Raw genomic sequence first — 17,983 nt, forward strand, 5'->3', positions numbered from 1 at the left:
TTTTTATATAATTAGCTAATATACTGATTATATGATATGTTTTAATAGGTAACAGGTATGGCCCAGACATCTAAAGAAAGTGTTGAAAAAAAGTTTAAAGATGTTTTTGAACGTTCTCCAGGTGCTTTTCCAGAAGGTACCTCATTAGAAAAGAAGGTTAATTATATCGCAAAAGGAACAGAGGCTCTAAAAGCTGTGAAAAGTAAGGAGCTTGAGAACAAAATGAAAAACGTTGCAGAATTGAGTCAGAAATTTGAAAGTCAAAAAGGACGTGCAGATGAAAAAGTACGTCAAGATTTTGAAAGAATTGCTGAGCTTGACCAACAATATAAAGGGAAGGGCATCTTCACAAGTGAAAAAGTTGCAGAGCCAAAAAGTGACAAAAAACTCCAAGACACTCCGAGAAAAACTACAACAGCAGTTAAAGACCTTGAACATAATACACAAAAAAAGACTACTGAAGCTTCTGTGCAAACAGCATCAGAGCACGATTCACAAACCGTTAATCCCTCAGTGAGCAAGAGTTCTGTAAAAGAGAAGCTCAACACTGAGCCGGACAAAAAAGATAACACGCCTCAACCACAAGAAAATCAAAAAGAAGAAGGGTTTTTGAGTCTTCTGAAGCGCTTTGTTAAGAAAATATTAGAAAAATTTTTAGGTGAAGGTGAAAAGGATGTAGAGAATGCTCGTGGCATGAAAGAAGATGCTCAAAGAGATACGTCAAATAACGAAGAGCAACAAAAGAGTAAGCAGCTTGATGAAATTTTAAAGGACAAAAGTGTAAGCGAGGGTTTGAAGCAGGCAACAAAGCTTGAGAACCCGGCAATAACGCCTGTTAATACTCCTAAAGTGAATGAAGTAAACACGGGTCGTGAAAGGTGATCCGCTTTCAAGCTTCATTATACCGCCACGAACCGTCATACCGCCGCGGTATCTCATCCGCTAACAAGTAGCGGGATGACGATTGTCAGGGTGTCATCCCAGTGTCCCTATGATGTCATCCCAGTGCCCTGACTACTTGGATCTAGCAAGCTTTGCTTGCAAATAAGTCTAATACGCGTCGCGTTTTATGCCAAAACACAATTGGAGTTACATGCAAAATAGATCCCAGTGTCAGCTACTCGGATGACAAAAAAAGGAGCACTGGGATGACACCATTTGTTGTATTTAACAAAGTTCGTACTTAGCTTCATGTTAGCTATAAACATTAAGAAATTTACCAAGCGAAAAAAAGGCAAAAGAAGCCCCAGCTAATATCTATTTTAGAACATTGGCGTTTTTTAAGTCTTAAACACTGCAATTTAGCTGCTTTTAAATGCAACTCACCTTAGTTTAAATGTTTAAGAAATTTACTAAGCAGAAAAAAAGGCAAAAGAAACCCCGTGTTAGCTAGTTGTCACTCCCTAATCCTGCAAATTGGCGTACTATACTGTCTTAAACGACTTATAAGCGCGTTTCAGCTTGTGTAGGTAAAAACCTAGAAATATTGTGAAGACATAAGGTGCACATAGTGCAAAAAATTAAAAATAAGACGCCAACTACGTTGTTTTCTTGCTGTTTAATCTGCACAGATGAAGATAACTGAATACCTTCAGTTTCATGATAAGGGGGCTGGCGGAGTTTGTCAAGTAAGTTTTTTCGTTTCTAACGGTTGTTGCCAAAAACTATGCAAGAAGTCTATTGACAGGTGATTAAATTATAATGTAGCCTATCGCCGTATATCCGGGGGTGGGTTGTTGTGAGGCTTTTTCACTTTTTATTCTTGTTAATGTGTTTTTCTCTGTATTACTATGCGGGTTTTATATTTTCGCCCTGCCCAAAAGCTACGGTTTGCTTTTCACCTGGAGAAGATTGTGCTGTACCGATAATCAACGTAATAGATCAGTCTAAAAAATCTATCTTAGAGGTTGTCCGGAAACAGGTAAAAGGCTATGATATTTGAAATTTTAGTATGGGGTAAAGATGAGAAAAAAGTATCCAACAGATCTAAGTGAAAGGGAATGGGCACAAATAGAGAAGTACTTCAGAGTATCATACAAAAAAGGAGGAAGACCGCCAAAATATAGTAAAAGAAAAATGTTAGAGGGAATTTTCTATGTATTGCGTACAGGGTGCCAATGGCGGTATTTACCAAATGATTTTCCGCTATGGAAGACTGTATATGAGCAGTTTAGGCAATGGAAGAAACAGAGGATTTTTGAGAAAATGAACTATGATATCACTAAATATAGTAGGTCAAAAATGGGAAGAAATGAAGAGCCGAGCGCATGCATAGTGGACAGTCAGTCGGTAAAAACCACGGAAAAAGGGGGGTCAAAGGTTATGATGGTGCGAAAAAGGTAAAGGGGAGAAAAAGACATATAATTACAGATACTCAGGGTTTTATACTAAGTTGTTACGTAGGAGCTGCTAATGAAAATGATAGAGATGGTATTAAAATAGCATTAAACAATATGAGAACAAAATATACTAAAGTAAAAAAAATGTGGGCTGATATGGGGTACCAAGGAAAAGATTTAAAAACCCATATAGAGGAAGAATATGGCATAGATATTGAAATTGTGAAAAGGCCTCCATGTAGGTTTTGGGTGCATAAAGATACACCACTAGAACTATTGCCACAACGGGATCCTGGATTTTTAGTACAGCCGAGAAGGTGGGTGGTAGAAAGGACTTTTGCTTGGATCAATAGGAATAGAAGACTATCAAAAGAGTACGATTTACTTACAACATCTACTGAAAGTTTCATATATCTGGCTATGAGTAGGGTTATGTTACGGAGGGAATATGCCTAAGTTTACTAGTTTCCGGACAACCTCTAAGAGGTTGTCCGGAAACAAGTAAAAGGCTATAATATCTGAAATTTTAGTACGGGGTAAAGATGAGAAAAAAGTATCCAACAGATCTAAGCGAAAGGGAATGGGCAAGAATAGAAAAACACTTCAGAGTATCATACAAGAAAGGAGGAAGGCCGCCAAAGTATAGCAAAAGAGAAATATTAGAAGCAATTTTCTATGTATTGCGTACAGGGTGTCAATGGCGGTATTTACCAAATGATTTTCCGCTATGGAAGACTGTGTATGAGCAGTTCAGGCAATGGAAGAAGCAGGGAATTTTTGAGAAAATGAATTATGAAATTACAAAATATAGTAGAAGAAAAATAGGAAGGAATGAGCAGCCGAGTGCCTGTATAGTAGATAGTCAATCTGTAAAGACTACAGAAAAGGGGGGATCAAAGGCTATGATGGAAGTAAAAAAGTAAAGGGTAGAAAAAGGCATATAATTACAGACACTCAGGGTTTTATACTAGGTTGTTACGTAGGCGCTGCTAACGAAAATGATAGAGATGGTATTAAAATAGCATTAAACAATATGAGAACAAAATATACTAAAGTTAAAAAAATGTGGGCTGACATGGGATACCAAGGAAGAAATTTAAAGAATCACATAAAGGAAGAATATGACATAGATATTGAAATTGTTACAAGGCCTCCATGTAGATTTTGGGTGCACAAAGATACGCCACCTGAGCTACTACCAACAAGAGAACAAGGGTTTAAAGTACAGCCAAGAAGATGGGTTGTAGAAAGGACTTTTGCTTGGGTTAATAGGAATAGAAGGCTATCGAAGGAGTATGATTTACTCACAACATCCACTGAGAATTTCATATACCTAGCTATGAGTAGGGTTATGTTAAAGAGGGAATATGCTTGAATTTACTAGTTTCCGGACAACCTCTAAATGTACAATAAGAACTAGATTCCAGACTGGAATGACAGCAGTCCTACGTCATACCGCGATTCATTCTCGGTATCTCTAGATCCCGCTAACAAGTAGCGGGATGACGGTTGTCAGGCTAGCTGTCATCCCAGTGCCCAGACACTGGGATCCAGAAATTTTAATTGTAAGTAAGCATACTGGGTTGATAAGTATAAAAGTAGCTAGAAAATAAACATTTTTGATGAGATTATATGGAAAACTGGATGCCAGTGTCAAGCACTGGCATGACACCCTTCACGGACTTTTAAATTACTTTAGCTATAAATATTAAGAAATTTACCAAATGAAAAAAAAAGGCAAAAGAAGCCCTGGGGTTATTATCCGCTTTAAAATATTGGCGTTTTTTATGTTTTAAACGCTTGACAAGCGAGATTCAGCCGCTTTTAATTGCAACTAACTTACGCTGCAAATGTTTAAGAAATTTACTAAGCAGAAAAAAAGACAAAGAATCCCCGAGTTAGCTAGTCTTTTACTATCTCTGTCGAGTATTGGCATTTTTTGATGTCTTGTAACGCTTTATAAGCGCGTTCAGCTTATTTAGATAAAAACCTAGATGTAGATGAAGTTTTGTAAAGACATACAGTATCTATATACTGCAAAAAATTGAACATAAGACGCCGATACATTAAGTAATCCTTACCTTTTAATCTGCAGATTGGCGAAAGCAAATACAATAGCTTCAGTTTCATGATAAGGGGGCTGGTGAGGTTTGTCAAGGAAGTTTTTTCGTTTCTATGTTGTCAGCTACTTGGATGACGCCAATCTGAGTTAACTACACCAACTCACATTCAGCAAAAAAGAAAGCTATCTCCTTACGAGCATTTTCTAGACTATCCGAGCCGTGGACTCTATTTTCACTAATATCATCAGCAAAATCACCCCTGATTGTGCCTTTATCTGCCTGCTTTGGATTGGTAGCTCCCATGATTTGTCTGTATTTACTTACTGCATTTTCACCAACTAAAACTTGAACTACCACAGAACCAGAGGTCATAAACTCTACTAATTCCCCAAAAAAAGGCCTATCTTTATGAATTTCATAAAACAGCTCTGCTTGTTTTTTTGTTAGTAACATCATTTTTTGTGCTGTGATTTTCAGCCCAGATTGTTCGATGTAGGAATTTATATTGCCTGTAATATTATTTTTTACTGCATCAGGTTTTAAGATTGAAAGTGTCTTCTCAATTGCCATATTATTTCCTTATATAGAATAGTACATTTATAGATTTATTTTATTACAAATTTTAATTTCATAGAAGTGATTTTTTATCTATAATTAAGGACAAATCATCAAGGAGGTATTGTATGGGTAAATGTTGTAAAAATAACACTACTAAACAAGCTGAATCTACTACTAAAAAATTAGTAAGTAACTTTAAGTCATCGCTTTTGTGTGGAACAAAAGGGTTTTTGACTTTTAGTCTGGCATTTTTAAGTTATTTGGAATATAGTTCACATCATAATACAAAATTAAAAGAAGGTGCTGCCTTTGCAATGAAAAGAAACACTATTCCATTTCTTGAAATGACAATCATAGCACCGCTTGTTTGTTTTGCACTGCCAGCTATGCTAGGCAGTATGAGCCTCATGCAATGCGCACTTTTATGTGCTGCCTTAATGATTGCCACATGTTTTATTGTCAGAACTTTTCATCTGCGTGAGAAGTTAATGGAAAAAATCACTAACCATAGTAGAAAAGAAATAGACGCGGAATTTAAGAAAGATACTATAAAATTTCCTATTTTTGATCAAAATAGAAAACACATCGAGTATAATTCGCCCAATTCAGGGCAACCACTGAATGAAACGAGTAGCACCTCTCTTTTCGTTAAAGTTTTACTTTTCCCTCTAAAGGTTCTTTTGAAGGTCCTGCAAAGTTGTATAATGCTATCTTTAGCTGCTGTTGAACTTCTTGAAACCGTGCCAAGTTTTTGTGTTGATCTGTTTTTTGATAGAAGTTTTGAATCCACACAGAGTAACATGCAGAGATTTGGCCACTTATTGTATGCAAATGTGAGAAATTTAGTGCCTATAACTAAATTTGATGAGTGTGTAGCTAATTTTATAGGTACCCCGAAAGTAACTTGTTGTAGTAGTGCGTAGGTGAAAAAGGCAGTTATCTTATTTAATCTTGGCGGGCCTGATTCACTAAATGCGGTCCGTCCTTTTTTATTCAACCTTTTTTATGACAGGAGAATAATCAATCTACCGAATCCCTTTCGGTTTCTTTTAGCAAAGTTTATATCTGCGAAACGAGAAAATACTGCACGAAAAATATACGAGGAAATTGGAGGTAAATCGCCAATTCTAGAGAATACAAAAATGCAAGCTAATGCTTTAGAACTAGAATTAAACGAAAATAGAAACCATGTACACAAGGTATTCATCTGCATGCGCTATTGGCGTCCATTTGCTGACGAAGTTATTGAAAGTGTAAAACAGTTTGATCCTGATGAAGTGATTCTGCTGCCACTGTATCCACAATATTCAACTACCACAACTCTGTCATCCATCGAGAATTGGCAAAAAAATGCTAAACGGTATGGCCTAAAATGCAATACAAAAATGATTTACCGTTATTATGATAACCAAGATTTTATTGAAGCTCACGCTAATCTGATAGCTAAGTACTATAAATTGGCTAGCAAAATCGGTAAACCAAGAGTCCTATTTTCAGCCCATAGCTTACCTCTTAGTATTATTAAAAAAGGCGACCCTTACGCTTCACAGGTAGAAAGAAGCGTAGAGTTAATAGTAGAAAAGTTAGCTATTAATAACTTAGATTGGTCAATATGTTATCAGAGTAAGATTGGTCCTGTAAACTGGCTAGAGCCAAGCACTGAAAGTGAGCTATTACGCGCAAAAATTGATGGTGTACCTGTAGTTCTATCACCTATATCTTTTGTTTCTGAGCATTCAGAAACTCTAGTTGAACTTGATATAGAATATAAAGCAATTATCAAGGATGGATATTACTTTCGCGTGCCAACTCTCAGTGCCGATTCTTTGTTTATTAAATGCTTGGCTGATTTATGCATAAATCTCCCTTAAAGCCCTGATTTATAGTGCTTTTCTTTTAGGATTTTATGTGATAGAATAACAGAAAGTTATTATTTTATTAACTATTTCATGCCAAGCAAGCTAAAAGAAAAATCAAATACGGTTGCACAAAAGGTACATGATGCTTATAATCATGATATCAGGAAGGTAATCTGCATCACAACAGGTTTAACAGCCCTATTGTGTAAGATTTCACTGCAATTTTGCTGCGAGTTCATTGACAATAATAGATCCAATATCTTTCTTATACGGAATGTTGCTCGACTAGTAAAGTTTCCGACATCTATTCTATACATTGCCCATTCTGCATTTACTCTACAGGATCTAATTAAGGATTACAGAAACCCTGAGAGTAAAAAAGAGCTGGCAAAAATTGTGGGTAAATCGGCTAATCTTGCAAGCAGCATCATAGAAGCATTGATGATGTTGAAAGTCATCCATTTTTTTACTAGGAGTAATGCAGACGTAATAAGTCACATTCACTTAACATCAACGATCCTATTTCTGTTTATTTCGGAACCTATAAGCTACTATTATTCATGGAGAAAATACCTAGATAATAAGGATCCTGAAAAGTCTGCTAAGTGTAAGAAGGACCTTATTATCAGCACATTAACTTTGTCATTAGGTTTGTTAAACTTCATATTAAAAAGAATGGAGACTGCAACCATACCAATAAACTTAGGTAATGGTATAATCTATAATTTCAACTTAAGCGTAACAGTTAGCATAATATATAGTGCAGTATTTCTGGCAGTTCAGCTTGACAAATTGTTTCAACAACCTGTCAATGATGATCCTTCCACTGAACTTGATAGTGCTGGCCATAACCATATTCAGCACGGTAATGATGGTAATGATCTGCCCGATGGTAACGCTGTGGGAATGTAAGGGTTAGAGGTGAAAAGATTTTATTTCTACTGCCAACGCTAGTACTGCTAATTTGCTAACAATACTCCAAAGTGACAGAATTTTACCTTCCACAACCTGGCTAACATCATGAAACTCACAGTCAGTGGCATTCAAGCTAGAATATACATCTTTTCTGCTATTACATCGGTATAAGTAACATGTTGGAGTATCTCCTATATAGTATATTAGCGGTTCTGCAGAACTGCTTTTAAACATGTCAATGGTTGGTACACCTTCTTGTATAATAACGCTATTGATTGCTATTCCTTCTTTTATCTTTTTCATTTTATGACGCTTTTTTTTATTGAGGTTTAATATTTCCTCTCCACTTGTTGCTGTTATAATGCCCATCCCATATGTGCCATTGCTTGCTTTGATAAAAACGTAAGGTTGTGTTTTTATTTCATATTCCTCATATTTTTTTTGCACTAGAGATAATATTTGGTCAACTTTAGTTGCTACTGCTCCTAGTGACAAATCATCATCAAAATCAACTCCATCACAGCTCTCTGTAAGCACAGAAATTAGCCATGGGTCTATTTTAAATTCGCCACAAAACTCAGATGCTAATTCTTGATAGATTTCAAAATACTTAAATTTCTGCCTGCTATGCCAACCGTATAGTGGGCTTGGTACTATATCTTGCTTTACGTCTTTCAGCGTGTCTGGAATGTGGCTCGTCATATCACGGTTCAGTATAATAACATCAGGCACAAATCCTGAAGTTGTCTTTAGCAGAGAGTTTTCTTTCACAACAGTTTCATACTGTTCTATTAAATTGTATACTTCATTATGTAAAAGGCCAATTCTAGCTTCAAAACCTGCGAGTTGCAGTACTTTCTCTATAACAAATACGTTTTCTATATACATTTTATTGCGTGTATAATTTTCCGGTATTATAAGAACCTTTTTGTATTGATGTCTTTTAAAGTAGCTTTCTATCAATCTTGCTGCCATTGTTCTTGATTCTTCACTTAAGTTATTGAATCCTGCAGGAAATAAATTAGCGTCCACTGGGGCAATTTTGTAGCTGGAGTTTCTAAGATCTATAGAGCTATAAAATGGCGATGTAAGGCCATTAAATTTTGCTTCGAACCAATTATTTATACTTTTTTCCAAATCTGGGTGAATTATGTTTTGCATCTGCACTTTAAATGTTATAAGGAAGGTATTATATTATAAGCTATAGTTGAACATATTTAGTAAATTTGACTAAAGATTAAAGTATAATGAGATTCTTATTTAAAGTGATAGAAAAATGATTCAACACGATAACAATAAAATGTATGGCACTACTATACTGTCAATTAGAAAAGATAAAAGTGTAGTAGTAATAGGTGACGGACAAGTTTCACTGGGCCACACTGTTATAAAATCTGGAGCAAAAAAAGTTAGGCGTCTTTCTGGTGATTCCGTAATTGCTGGATTTGCCGGGGCAACAGCCGACGCATTTACTCTTTTTGAAAGATTAGAATCTAAACTTGACAAGCACCCAGGGCAATTAATGAGAGCATGTGTTGAACTTGCAAAAGACTGGAGAATGGATAAATATCTGAGGAAATTAGAAGCTATGATGATCGTTGCAGATAAATCTATTTCATTAGTAATTACGGGAACAGGTGATGTTCTTGAACCTGAAGATGGAATCGCAGCTATTGGCTCTGGGGGAAATTTTGCTCTATCTGCAGCAAGAGCTTTAATTGACATTAAAGGAATATCAATAGAGGAAATTGCGAAAAAGGCTATGAAGATAGCTGCTGATATATGTGTTTATACAAATCATAATGTGATTATTGAAAAAATAGAGGAGTGATATGTCTTCCAAGCAAAAAACTTTATGCACCAATTTTTCCAATCAGCCTATAACCCTTTCAGAAGGACGGTCTTGTAGTAGTGACACCTACGATGAAAAAAATGACCTCTATAAAGATACTAAGAGTGGTTTTGATTCAAATGACAGCGATGTTCAAGTTAATGACAGTACTCAAGTTTTGTTAGATGACCTGCCACCACAGAAGATAGTTAAAGAATTGGACAGATTCATAATCGGACAGGATGATGCAAAGCGTGCTGTTGCTATTGCGCTCAGAAATCGTTGGCGTCGCAATCAGGTTCCATTTCCATTGCGTGATGAAATCATACCTAAGAATATATTGATGATCGGTCATACAGGGGTTGGTAAAACTGAAATAGCTCGCCGCTTAGCAAAACTTGCCGGTGCACCGTTTATAAAAATTGAGGCAACGAAGTTTACTGAAGTAGGATACGTTGGACGTGACGTTGATTCGATAATACGTGATTTAGTTGATGCAGCAATAGTTTTAGTTAAAGAGAAAGCCCGTAAAGCCTTAGCTAAAAAGGCTTTAATTTTAGCTGAGAAAACAATAGTAAACTCTATGGTAGGCGAAGATGCAACCGAAGAGAGTAAAAAAATTTTTAGAGAAAGGTTGAGGAATAAAGAGTTTGAGGACGGAGAAGTTTCTATTAACGTCAGAGAGAGCAAGAGTATGTTACCTACTTTCGATATACCAGGCATGCCAGGTGGGCAAGTTGGTGTGATGAATGTAACAGAAATAATGGGCAAGATGTTTAACGGGAGCAAAAAAACAAAAACTATTACGGTGAAGGTAAAAGAAGCGCGTGAAATATTAATTAATGAAGAAAGTGAAAGGCTAATGGATGAAGATAAGATAATCAAAGAAGCCATTGATCTTGTTAGTAATGACGGTATAGTATTTTTGGATGAAATAGACAAAATTGCAGCGCGTACAGAAGTAAAAGGTGAAGTAAACAGAGAAGGAGTGCAACGCGATCTGTTACCATTACTTGAAGGAACAACTGTTACAACTAAGTATGGCCATGTAAAAACAGACTATATATTATTTATTGCATCTGGTGCTTTTCATCAGTCTAAACCATCTGACCTCTTACCGGAATTGCAGGGCAGATTACCGATCAGGGTAGAACTTAAGGCACTTACTCAAGAAGATTTAATAAGAATATTAAAGGAACCAGAATCTAGTTTGTTAAAGCAGTACATAGCTTTAATGAAAACAGAAAATGTGACACTTGAGTTCACTGATGATGGTATAAAAACCATAGCTGAAATAGCGTTTACAGTTAATAGGCAAGTGGAAAATATAGGCGCAAGAAGGCTTCACACTGTTATGGAGAAGCTTTTAGATGAGATAAGTTTCATTGCTTCTGAGAAAAATAGCGAAAAATTCATTATAGACAGCAAGTATGTAAAAGATAAACTTGAGTCAATTTCGAAGCAGCTTGATTTATCTAAGTTTATACTTTAGGAAAAACGAAAAGCCTACTTTAAGTAGTATAGAAAGTGTTCAGAAGGTCAGCCAGTAGACCTAAAATTTCAGCTATATTCTTTAGGCTGTTTTTCAACAGTAGAATGGTGTGCTGCGACCTCTTGCTTAACATCTAAGCTTAAGTCAATTATTGAGATATTTTCTTCATCATAATCTATGTCTTTTATTAACATATCGTCAGTAATAGTCAAAAGGTCAGGCGGAGAAAGAATAGTTCTTTTATTACCAGCTCTCATTCCCACAACTCCAAGCTCTATAGCAAGTGGTATTTTTTTATCGCCAACCCTAAATTGCACTGTTTGATCTTTGGCTATATATTCTCCATTATGCTCCTTTACGCTATATTTAACCGATATCTCATCACCGCACCTTACTTGTTTTCCAGTCTTGTTAATTAAGTCATTAAAAACCATCAGATTATTTACTGAGTCGGGATATTTATCCTTTACTTCGATCAGTTTGACGTAATAAGAATTAAAATTCATTTTGTTATCATTGGCAATAGTAACTACACGCTCTCCGCCTTCTTTCATACCTATTACCCCTAAACTCGCTTCTTTTAGGTTATCTTGACCTATTTTCAAAGTAACATCAGAAATTTTGCTAGGGAGTGTTGCTAAGTTATTATTAGAAATTTTATATATTTGCAGTAGGACTTCCAGGCCGCAGAAAGCCTTGCTGCCACTGCCTTCAGTAATTTCATAAAAATTTATCGAATCTTCTTCTTTTTGCTGCGTCATTTCTTCTAAATATTCTGTTAGCCCATGCTTTTCAATATAGCGGTCAAGTGCTGATTCAAGTATTGGCTTCACTAGGTAATGTGCTATCGTCTGTATCAAACCACCATGCGTGGCACTTATCTCATAAAGCTTGTCCTTTTTTTCCGGTTTACCTTTGTTTATATAGACAATAGTAAACACAAAAGCAGAAGTTAAAGTGAGAATCATTACTATGGAAATAAGCATTTGTAATATAATTTTTCTAACCATCTTTCTTTACTTGATTCAATAAATCATATAAATAATTAGTATCCCCTGAAAGCGCACTCAAATTATCCAAGCCTTGTTTAAAGAGGCCGTCTATATAGTTCTCTACTTCACTTTTACCAAGCACAGACATAAGATTATTTGTTTTATCTTGTTCGTAGTCTTCAATATCATCCTTAGCTTGAAAGATAAGCCCTAGATTTATTCCATAGTTATATAACGCTTTACGTTGCTTGTCTATAGCATTTCCTATTATAGCGCCTATTTCACATGAAGCTGCAAATAGTTTTGCGGTTTTCATCAAATGAATTTCTTTTATTTTGTTAAAATCTGCACCAATATCTAAAGCCTGTCCTCCCACCATTCCCCTAATTCCTATTGCCTGAGAAAGAACTTTTATGATCTCACAGCGTTTCTCATTTAATGAAGATAATACCTCAAAAGCCAGAGTAAGTAGTGCATCTCCGGCAAGCACTGCTGTTGCTTCATCAAATTTTTTATGGCAGCTTAGCTGGCTTCTGCGAGTATCACTGTTGTCCATGCACGGTAAATCATCGTGAATTAGAGAGTAAGCATGAACAAATTCAATTGCTGCAGCAACTGATATTACTTTTTTAGCTTCCGCGTTAAACACTCGCGATGAAGCTACGACTAAAAAGGAGCGTATATGTTTTGCAGGAGCAAGGAGTATATAACGCATAGCTGATATAAGCTTATTCTCGCTATTTTCGGGTAAGAGTTTATTTACTTCTACAATAAGCAAATTTTTTGTTGTTTCGTCTAGCATTTTTGAATTGTTAATTGTTTAGCACGTAACGCTAGCCAGCTAGGGCAGTAGAAAACTTTACTGTAGTTTACCAGTTATAAAAGATATTGCAAACATAAAAATTTTTTATAACATCAAAGAATAGGTTATTTTTTTGGTAAGAAATGTGAATAGCGAACTAGCAAAGAGCACTAGAGAAGACATAGAAGAAAAAGTAAAAAAGATTATACTAGAGCACATTAGTAAGGATGTAGAGAAATTCAACAGCTCTTCAAAGCTTTCGGAGCATGGTACAGACAGTTTAGATGCAGTTGAAATCATCATGGCGGCAGAAGAAGAGTTCGGAATAGAAATTCCAGATGAAGACGCACAAAAAATGGAAACTATGGAGCAAATAGTTGAGTACATTAATAATAAAAAAGGCTAATAGTTAGTGTTAAATGAGCAGAAGAGTAGTAGTCACTGGTGTTGGTTTAATCACTCCACTAGCGGCAGATGTTGACAACACTTGGTCAAGGCTAATAAAAAGTGAGTCTGGCATAAAAGCAATCAATACGGATAGATTTGACTCTTCTGATCTTGCTTGCAAAATTGCAGGGCAGGTGCCGTTGCAATCAGACAACATTGAGCACCATTTCAATCCACTAGATTATATTTCTGAGAAAGACTCAAAAAGGACAGATCGTTTTATTCATTACGGTATTGCAGCAGCTATTCAGGCAGTAGATGATTCATTAATTTTGGAAAGCCAAAATATCAATCGGGAACGTGTTGGTGTAACTATTGGCTCTGGTATAGGTGGTCTTCCGTCAATTCAGGAAAATGTAATTACCATGCAGGAAAAAGGGCCCAGACGTGTCAGTCCATTTTTTGTCCCTGCAAGTCTAATAAATTTGATATCTGGCCATATTTCTATTAAATACGAATTTACAGGTCCAAACGATTCAGCAGTAACCGCATGTGCAACAGGTGCGCATGCAATCATAAACTCAGCAAGAACTATAAAACTTGGTGAAGCGGATGTTATGATTGCAGGTGGAGCAGAAAGTGCACTGTGTAGAGTTGGAATTGCAGGTTTTGCATCTATGAAGGCGTTATCAACTAAATTCAATGATAAACCCAAAGAAGCTTCAAGACCATGGGATGCAGAACGCGATGGTTTTGTTATGGGTGAAGGAGCAGGTATATTGGTGTTGGAAGAATACGAACATGCAAAAAAAAGGGGGGCAAAAATACATGCTGAACTGGTTGGGTACGGACTCACAGGAGATGCGCACCACATTACAGCACCACATCCAGAAGGAAGAGGCGCATTTAAGGCAATGCAGCTTGCTTTAAAGAGCGCACAAATTAATCCCAATCAAGTAGGGTATATCAATGCACATGGAACTTCAACGCCACTTGGAGATAAAATTGAAGTAATAGCAATGAAACAGTTATTCGGTGACTACGTTTATAAAATACCTGTTTCTTCAACTAAATCTTCTATAGGACATTTACTTGGTGCTGCAGGGAGCGTTGAAGCAATATTCAGTATTCTTGCGTTAAATAATGGAATTATTCCGCCAACCTTAAATTTACACAAGCCTTCAGAAGGATGTGATTTAAATTTTGTACCGTTTAAAGCTCAGGAGCATAAAATTCAATATGCACTTTCTAATTCGTTTGGTTTTGGTGGCACTAATGCATCGCTCATATTTGGACAAGTTTAGTTGATGTCACCCCAGTGTCTTCCTCTTGTCATTCCAGTACCCTCCTCTTGTCATGCAAGCAGCTCTCCTACTGTCATCCCAGCACGTGACACTGGGATGACAAACGGTTGTGAAAGGGAATACATATAAAAATTAAACTATCAATAGCAATTCAAAAAGAAAAAATATTCTATTCATCCCTGAAGAAGTATTTTATTGACAATTTATGAATAAAGATCAATAATGCAGAAAAGGAATTGATAGGCGTATGCATGAATTTAACCACTATTAATTGTACATTATTTGTTGTAATTACATATTTTTTGACGTGCATTATAGCTTGGTGCTTACCTTTCAAAGACATAACATTATTAACAACATTTGTTCCGGCTTCAGTTGCAATTTTGCTAACCATTTATAATAAACAGAAGGTAAGGGATCTTTTTAAACTTAGTTCGCCAAAAAACTGTCTATTAGGGTTTATACTTATTCTGGTAAGTATGCTAATTTCCAATGGTCTTTTGTCAATTTACTGCGGTTTTTCATTTTTCCGAGAGTCTTTTACGTTAGACCGTGTAAAGGATTTGAGTGCAGTTTTGAGTCCATTAGTGATGTTATTTGTTTTATTATCAACCTTTGTGATGTGGATCATTATGTCTCTTGGTGAAGAGATCGGTTGGCGTGGCTATCTTTTGAAAAATCTTAAAAGCAAAATATCAAATTTTTATATCAGAGCAATTATTGTCGGTATTATTTGGTCAGTATGGCACATACCAACTTATGTGGTTGCTGGCTCAGCTTTGTGGAAGGATGGCTTTACATTCCCGACTATTTGTGCTTATACCCTTTATATTTGTGCAATGTCTATAATGTTTACCTGGTTGTTTGAAAAAGACAACTCGATTTGGCCAGTAACTATTGCTCATGCAACAAATAATCTTGTGTATAGTGTTTTGAGCATTCTAATGCCGTCTCCTCCTCTGTCAACTTTCGATGCAGTAATTCGCCTTACATTAGGAGCAGCTGGTTATTTCATTGTTGCAATTGGTGTTATTTGGTTTGATAAAGCTCGAGAGCGTCATTTGAGTAATTCATAGTATAAAATTTCGGGGGCAATTCGCATCAGGTGTCATGCAGGTAGCATGACACTGGGATGATGAGGAAGAAAAAGCAAATTTTGCCTTTTACGGTCAATCTATTATACTTAGTAAGACTTCAATAAACTAATGAATTATACTTTATATCTAATTAAATGCACAAGATATTAATAAGAAATAACTACAAACCTTTGGTCGGAAAAATCAAGATTAATGGCTCAAAAAATGCTGTTTTACCAATAATGGCAGCAAGTCTATTAAGTAGCTCCCCGGTAATTTTGCATAATGTACCTGATTTAATTGATGTGCATCTAATGTCTAAGTTGCTTGAAAGTCTTGGAGCAGAAGTAAACTTTATGCACAATAAAAATTATAAAGCGAACCATACTTTGAAAATTGACTGCAGCAATATCAACAATCACGTGATGCCATATAAAACCGCAAGTAAGCTAAGAACTTCTTTTCTAATATTGGGTCCAATGCTTAGCAGATTTGGCAAAGCGAGAACAGCATTTCCTGGTGGATGCAACATTGGAAAGCGTCCCGTTGATATGCATATTAAAGCATTAGAAGAAATGGGAGCTAAAATTGAAATTGACGGCTATAATATAATTGCAACAGTGAAAGGAAAGCTACAAGGAAAAGAAATCACATTTGAGAAAATAAGTGTTGGCGCAACAGAAAATGTAATAATGGCAGCAACATTTGCAGAAGGAGTGACAACAATAAACAATGCTGCAACTGAGCCGGAAGTTCTTGATTTAATAGATTTTCTGAAGAAAATGGGTGCTGATATTGAAATTGATAATACAAAGGTCATAATAACAGGAGTTGAAGCACTAAATGGATGTGTTCATAAAATAATACCAGATCGCATAGAAGCAGGCACCTATGCACTAGCTGCTATAATAACCGGTGGTAAGTTGGAGTTGGAAGGAATAAATCTATCTGATATAAGGTGTATTACAAATGAGTTGGAGACTATAGGAGCTATGGTTGAACTGTATGATGGAGGCATTGTTATTTCCAGAAAAAATGGCTCTATTAAGTCTGCTAACGTTGCGACAGATCCATACCCCAATTTTCCCAGTGATATGCAACCACAACTGATGTCTGCAATGTGCATCGCTGATGGGATATCAGTAATTGAAGAGAACATTTTTGAAAACAGATTTACACATGCAGATGAATTGAGAAAGTTAGGTGCTAATATCAGCATCGAGAAAAGCAAAGCTACTATAAGTGGAATAAAAAGCTTATCTGGAGCTAATCTATATGCTACTGACTTAAGATCAACAGCAGCTTTGGTGCTTGCTTCTTTGGTAGCCGGTGGAGAAACTATAATAAACAATTCACATCATTTATGGAGAGGATATGAAGCAATGCATGAAAAACTCAATTCATGTGGAGCTGATATCTCCATTTCGTCTTGAGGATATTTTATGAATGAAGCAACCAAACGAACTATAGTAAAAGAAATAGATGCAATCTTATATGAAGAACATAAGGTATTAGACCATGGATTTATTCGAGTAGTGGATTATATGGGCTCTGATAGCGCTATAGTTCAAGCTGCTCGTGTTTCTTATGGTAAGGGAACAAAACAGATAAGTCAGGATGAAGCACTTATAAAGTATTTAATGAGACATCATCATACAACTCCATTTGAAATGTGTGAAATTAAGTTTCACGTGAAACTTCCAATTTTTGTTGCAAGGCAATGGATAAGGCATAGAACTGCAAATGTGAATGAATATTCAGCAAGGTATTCAATACTTGATAATGAATTTTATACACCTAAACCAGAACAAGTTGCAAAACAATCTGACAATAATAAACAAGGTAGCGGGGAAGCTTTTGATCCAGATACCTCAAAGGAAATAATAGATTCTCTAACAAATGACTCTAATTTAGTATATTCTCATTATGAAAAATTTATTGAGCAGGGGCTTGCAAGAGAAATTGCCAGAACTAACCTAATGCTTAATTACTACACGCAATTTTATTGGAAAATAGATCTGCATAATCTCCTTCATTTTTTGAAGCTTAGAGCTGATAAGCATGCCCAATATGAAATCAGAGTTTATGCAGAAGTTATGCTGGATATAATAAAAAAATGGGTTCCACTGGCCTACAATGCCTTTGTTGAATATTGCCTAGAATCAGCCTGTATTTCAAGAACTGGTCTAGAAATAATTCGCAAATTAATTAAAGGGGAAAACGTTACTAGAGAAGAAAGTAATATTGGTAAAAGAGAATGGGGCGAGCTGATGTCTATACTTGATAAACAATCTTAAAGATAAAGGCATACGTGTCAATCTCCTCTGTCAGTTAACTCTCGTTCACCAGATTGAATCTTGCTTTT

18 protein-coding genes and 2 pseudogenes are annotated in these 17,983 nt (G+C 36.0%); 16 read left to right on the forward strand and 4 right to left on the reverse strand.

The annotated features are described in order from the left end of the window. Nucleotides 1-57 precede the first annotated feature (57 nt). The 5 genes and pseudogenes from OPR21_RS07280 to OPR21_RS07300 all read left to right on the forward strand — a co-directional run bounded on the left by OPR21_RS07280 (nt 58) and on the right by OPR21_RS07300 (nt 3,952). Complete coding sequence (locus tag OPR21_RS07280; RefSeq protein ID WP_022626161.1) at nt 58-882, forward strand: hypothetical protein; 825 nt, start codon at nt 58-60, stop codon at nt 880-882. An 856-nt stretch (nt 883-1,738) separates the two neighbouring features. Then, a pseudogene (locus OPR21_RS07285) lies at nt 1,739-1,903 on the forward strand (phospholipase D family protein); the annotation flags it as partial. Between the two features lie 59 nt (nt 1,904-1,962). Continuing rightward, a protein-coding gene (locus OPR21_RS07290; protein ID WP_265029708.1) for an IS5 family transposase occupies nt 1,963-2,795 on the forward strand; the annotation gives its coding sequence in 2 pieces (ribosomal slippage) (nt 1,963-2,329 and nt 2,329-2,795; 834 coding nt in all). Nucleotides 2,796-2,881: 86 nt separating this feature from the next. Continuing rightward, nucleotides 2,882-3,714: pseudogene (locus tag OPR21_RS07295) on the forward strand (IS5 family transposase). 127 nt (nt 3,715-3,841) lie between these two features. Beyond that, nucleotides 3,842-3,952, forward strand: coding sequence for a WPE palindromic element domain-containing protein (locus OPR21_RS07300; RefSeq protein ID WP_080717651.1), 111 nt, complete (start codon nt 3,842-3,844; stop codon nt 3,950-3,952). Between the two features lie 600 nt (nt 3,953-4,552). Here OPR21_RS07300 and ndk read toward each other — a convergent pair. Next, nucleotides 4,553-4,972 (reverse strand): nucleoside-diphosphate kinase, encoded by a 420-nt coding sequence (ndk, locus tag OPR21_RS07305; protein ID WP_182309846.1) that lies wholly within the window; start codon nt 4,970-4,972, stop codon nt 4,553-4,555. A 113-nt stretch (nt 4,973-5,085) separates the two neighbouring features. Here ndk and OPR21_RS07310 point away from each other — a divergent pair, with 113 nt between their 5' ends. The 3 genes from OPR21_RS07310 to OPR21_RS07320 all read left to right on the forward strand — a co-directional run bounded on the left by OPR21_RS07310 (nt 5,086) and on the right by OPR21_RS07320 (nt 7,731). Further along, nucleotides 5,086-5,883: a hypothetical protein gene (locus OPR21_RS07310; protein WP_006279845.1), complete on the forward strand. Its 798-nt coding sequence runs from the start codon at nt 5,086-5,088 to the stop codon at nt 5,881-5,883. Continuing rightward, a complete protein-coding gene (gene hemH / locus OPR21_RS07315) occupies nt 5,884-6,831 on the forward strand; it encodes a ferrochelatase (protein ID WP_265029903.1) in 948 nt (315 codons plus the stop codon). It abuts the gene before it with no gap. Nucleotides 6,832-6,909: 78 nt separating this feature from the next. Next, nucleotides 6,910-7,731 carry a hypothetical protein gene (locus tag OPR21_RS07320; RefSeq protein ID WP_265029904.1) on the forward strand — a complete coding sequence of 274 codons (822 nt, stop codon included), beginning with the start codon at nt 6,910-6,912 and terminating at the stop codon, nt 7,729-7,731. Between the two features lie 3 nt (nt 7,732-7,734). On the opposite strand, the gene gshA is transcribed toward OPR21_RS07320, so the two are convergent. Then, a complete protein-coding gene (gene gshA, locus OPR21_RS07325) occupies nt 7,735-8,895 on the reverse strand; it encodes a glutamate--cysteine ligase (protein ID WP_006279841.1) in 1,161 nt (386 codons plus the stop codon). Between the two features lie 115 nt (nt 8,896-9,010). On the opposite strand from gshA, the gene hslV reads away from it, so the two are divergent. Both hslV and hslU read left to right on the forward strand, forming a co-directional pair. Beyond that, nucleotides 9,011-9,565: an ATP-dependent protease subunit HslV gene (hslV, locus tag OPR21_RS07330; RefSeq protein WP_077188416.1), complete on the forward strand. Its 555-nt coding sequence runs from the start codon at nt 9,011-9,013 to the stop codon at nt 9,563-9,565. 1 nt (nt 9,566) lies between these two features. Then, the gene (gene hslU, locus OPR21_RS07335; protein ID WP_265029905.1) at nt 9,567-11,057 is read left to right on the forward strand and encodes an ATP-dependent protease ATPase subunit HslU; all 1,491 of its coding nucleotides are present in this window, start codon (nt 9,567-9,569) and stop codon (nt 11,055-11,057) included. Between the two features lie 68 nt (nt 11,058-11,125). On the opposite strand, the gene OPR21_RS07340 is transcribed toward hslU, so the two are convergent. Then, nucleotides 11,126-12,067 carry an FKBP-type peptidyl-prolyl cis-trans isomerase gene (locus tag OPR21_RS07340; protein ID WP_265029906.1) on the reverse strand — a complete coding sequence of 314 codons (942 nt, stop codon included), beginning with the start codon at nt 12,065-12,067 and terminating at the stop codon, nt 11,126-11,128. Beyond that, nucleotides 12,060-12,851, reverse strand: coding sequence for a polyprenyl synthetase family protein (locus OPR21_RS07345; RefSeq protein ID WP_077188418.1), 792 nt, complete (start codon nt 12,849-12,851; stop codon nt 12,060-12,062). Before OPR21_RS07345 ends, OPR21_RS07340 begins: the two co-directional genes overlap by 8 nt. 145 nt (nt 12,852-12,996) lie before the next feature. On the opposite strand from OPR21_RS07345, the gene acpP reads away from it, so the two are divergent. The 6 genes from acpP (at nt 12,997) to thyX (ending at nt 17,915) form a co-directional block, all read left to right on the forward strand. Continuing rightward, entirely contained in the window at nt 12,997-13,257 is a 261-nt protein-coding gene (gene acpP, locus OPR21_RS07350) for an acyl carrier protein (RefSeq protein WP_006279836.1), read from the forward strand. 13 nt (nt 13,258-13,270) lie between these two features. Beyond that, nucleotides 13,271-14,542: a beta-ketoacyl-ACP synthase II gene (gene fabF, locus OPR21_RS07355; protein WP_077188419.1), complete on the forward strand. Its 1,272-nt coding sequence runs from the start codon at nt 13,271-13,273 to the stop codon at nt 14,540-14,542. A 3-nt stretch (nt 14,543-14,545) separates the two neighbouring features. Beyond that, on the forward strand, nt 14,546-14,671 hold the full coding sequence (locus OPR21_RS07360; protein ID WP_255322260.1) for a hypothetical protein: 126 nt from the start codon (nt 14,546-14,548) through the stop codon (nt 14,669-14,671). A 122-nt stretch (nt 14,672-14,793) separates the two neighbouring features. Further along, nucleotides 14,794-15,618 (forward strand): CPBP family intramembrane glutamic endopeptidase, encoded by an 825-nt coding sequence (locus tag OPR21_RS07365; RefSeq protein ID WP_022626149.1) that lies wholly within the window; start codon nt 14,794-14,796, stop codon nt 15,616-15,618. A gap of 155 nt (nt 15,619-15,773) precedes the next feature. Further along, on the forward strand, nt 15,774-17,051 hold the full coding sequence (gene murA / locus OPR21_RS07370; RefSeq protein WP_006279833.1) for a UDP-N-acetylglucosamine 1-carboxyvinyltransferase: 1,278 nt from the start codon (nt 15,774-15,776) through the stop codon (nt 17,049-17,051). A gap of 9 nt (nt 17,052-17,060) precedes the next feature. Further along, the gene (thyX, locus tag OPR21_RS07375; RefSeq protein ID WP_015589436.1) at nt 17,061-17,915 is read left to right on the forward strand and encodes an FAD-dependent thymidylate synthase; all 855 of its coding nucleotides are present in this window, start codon (nt 17,061-17,063) and stop codon (nt 17,913-17,915) included. Nucleotides 17,916-17,983 lie beyond the last annotated feature (68 nt).

This window comes from Wolbachia endosymbiont (group A) of Philonthus cognatus, from assembly GCF_947251755.1.
GTDB classification, from domain to species: Bacteria; Pseudomonadota; Alphaproteobacteria; order Rickettsiales; family Anaplasmataceae; genus Wolbachia; species Wolbachia pipientis.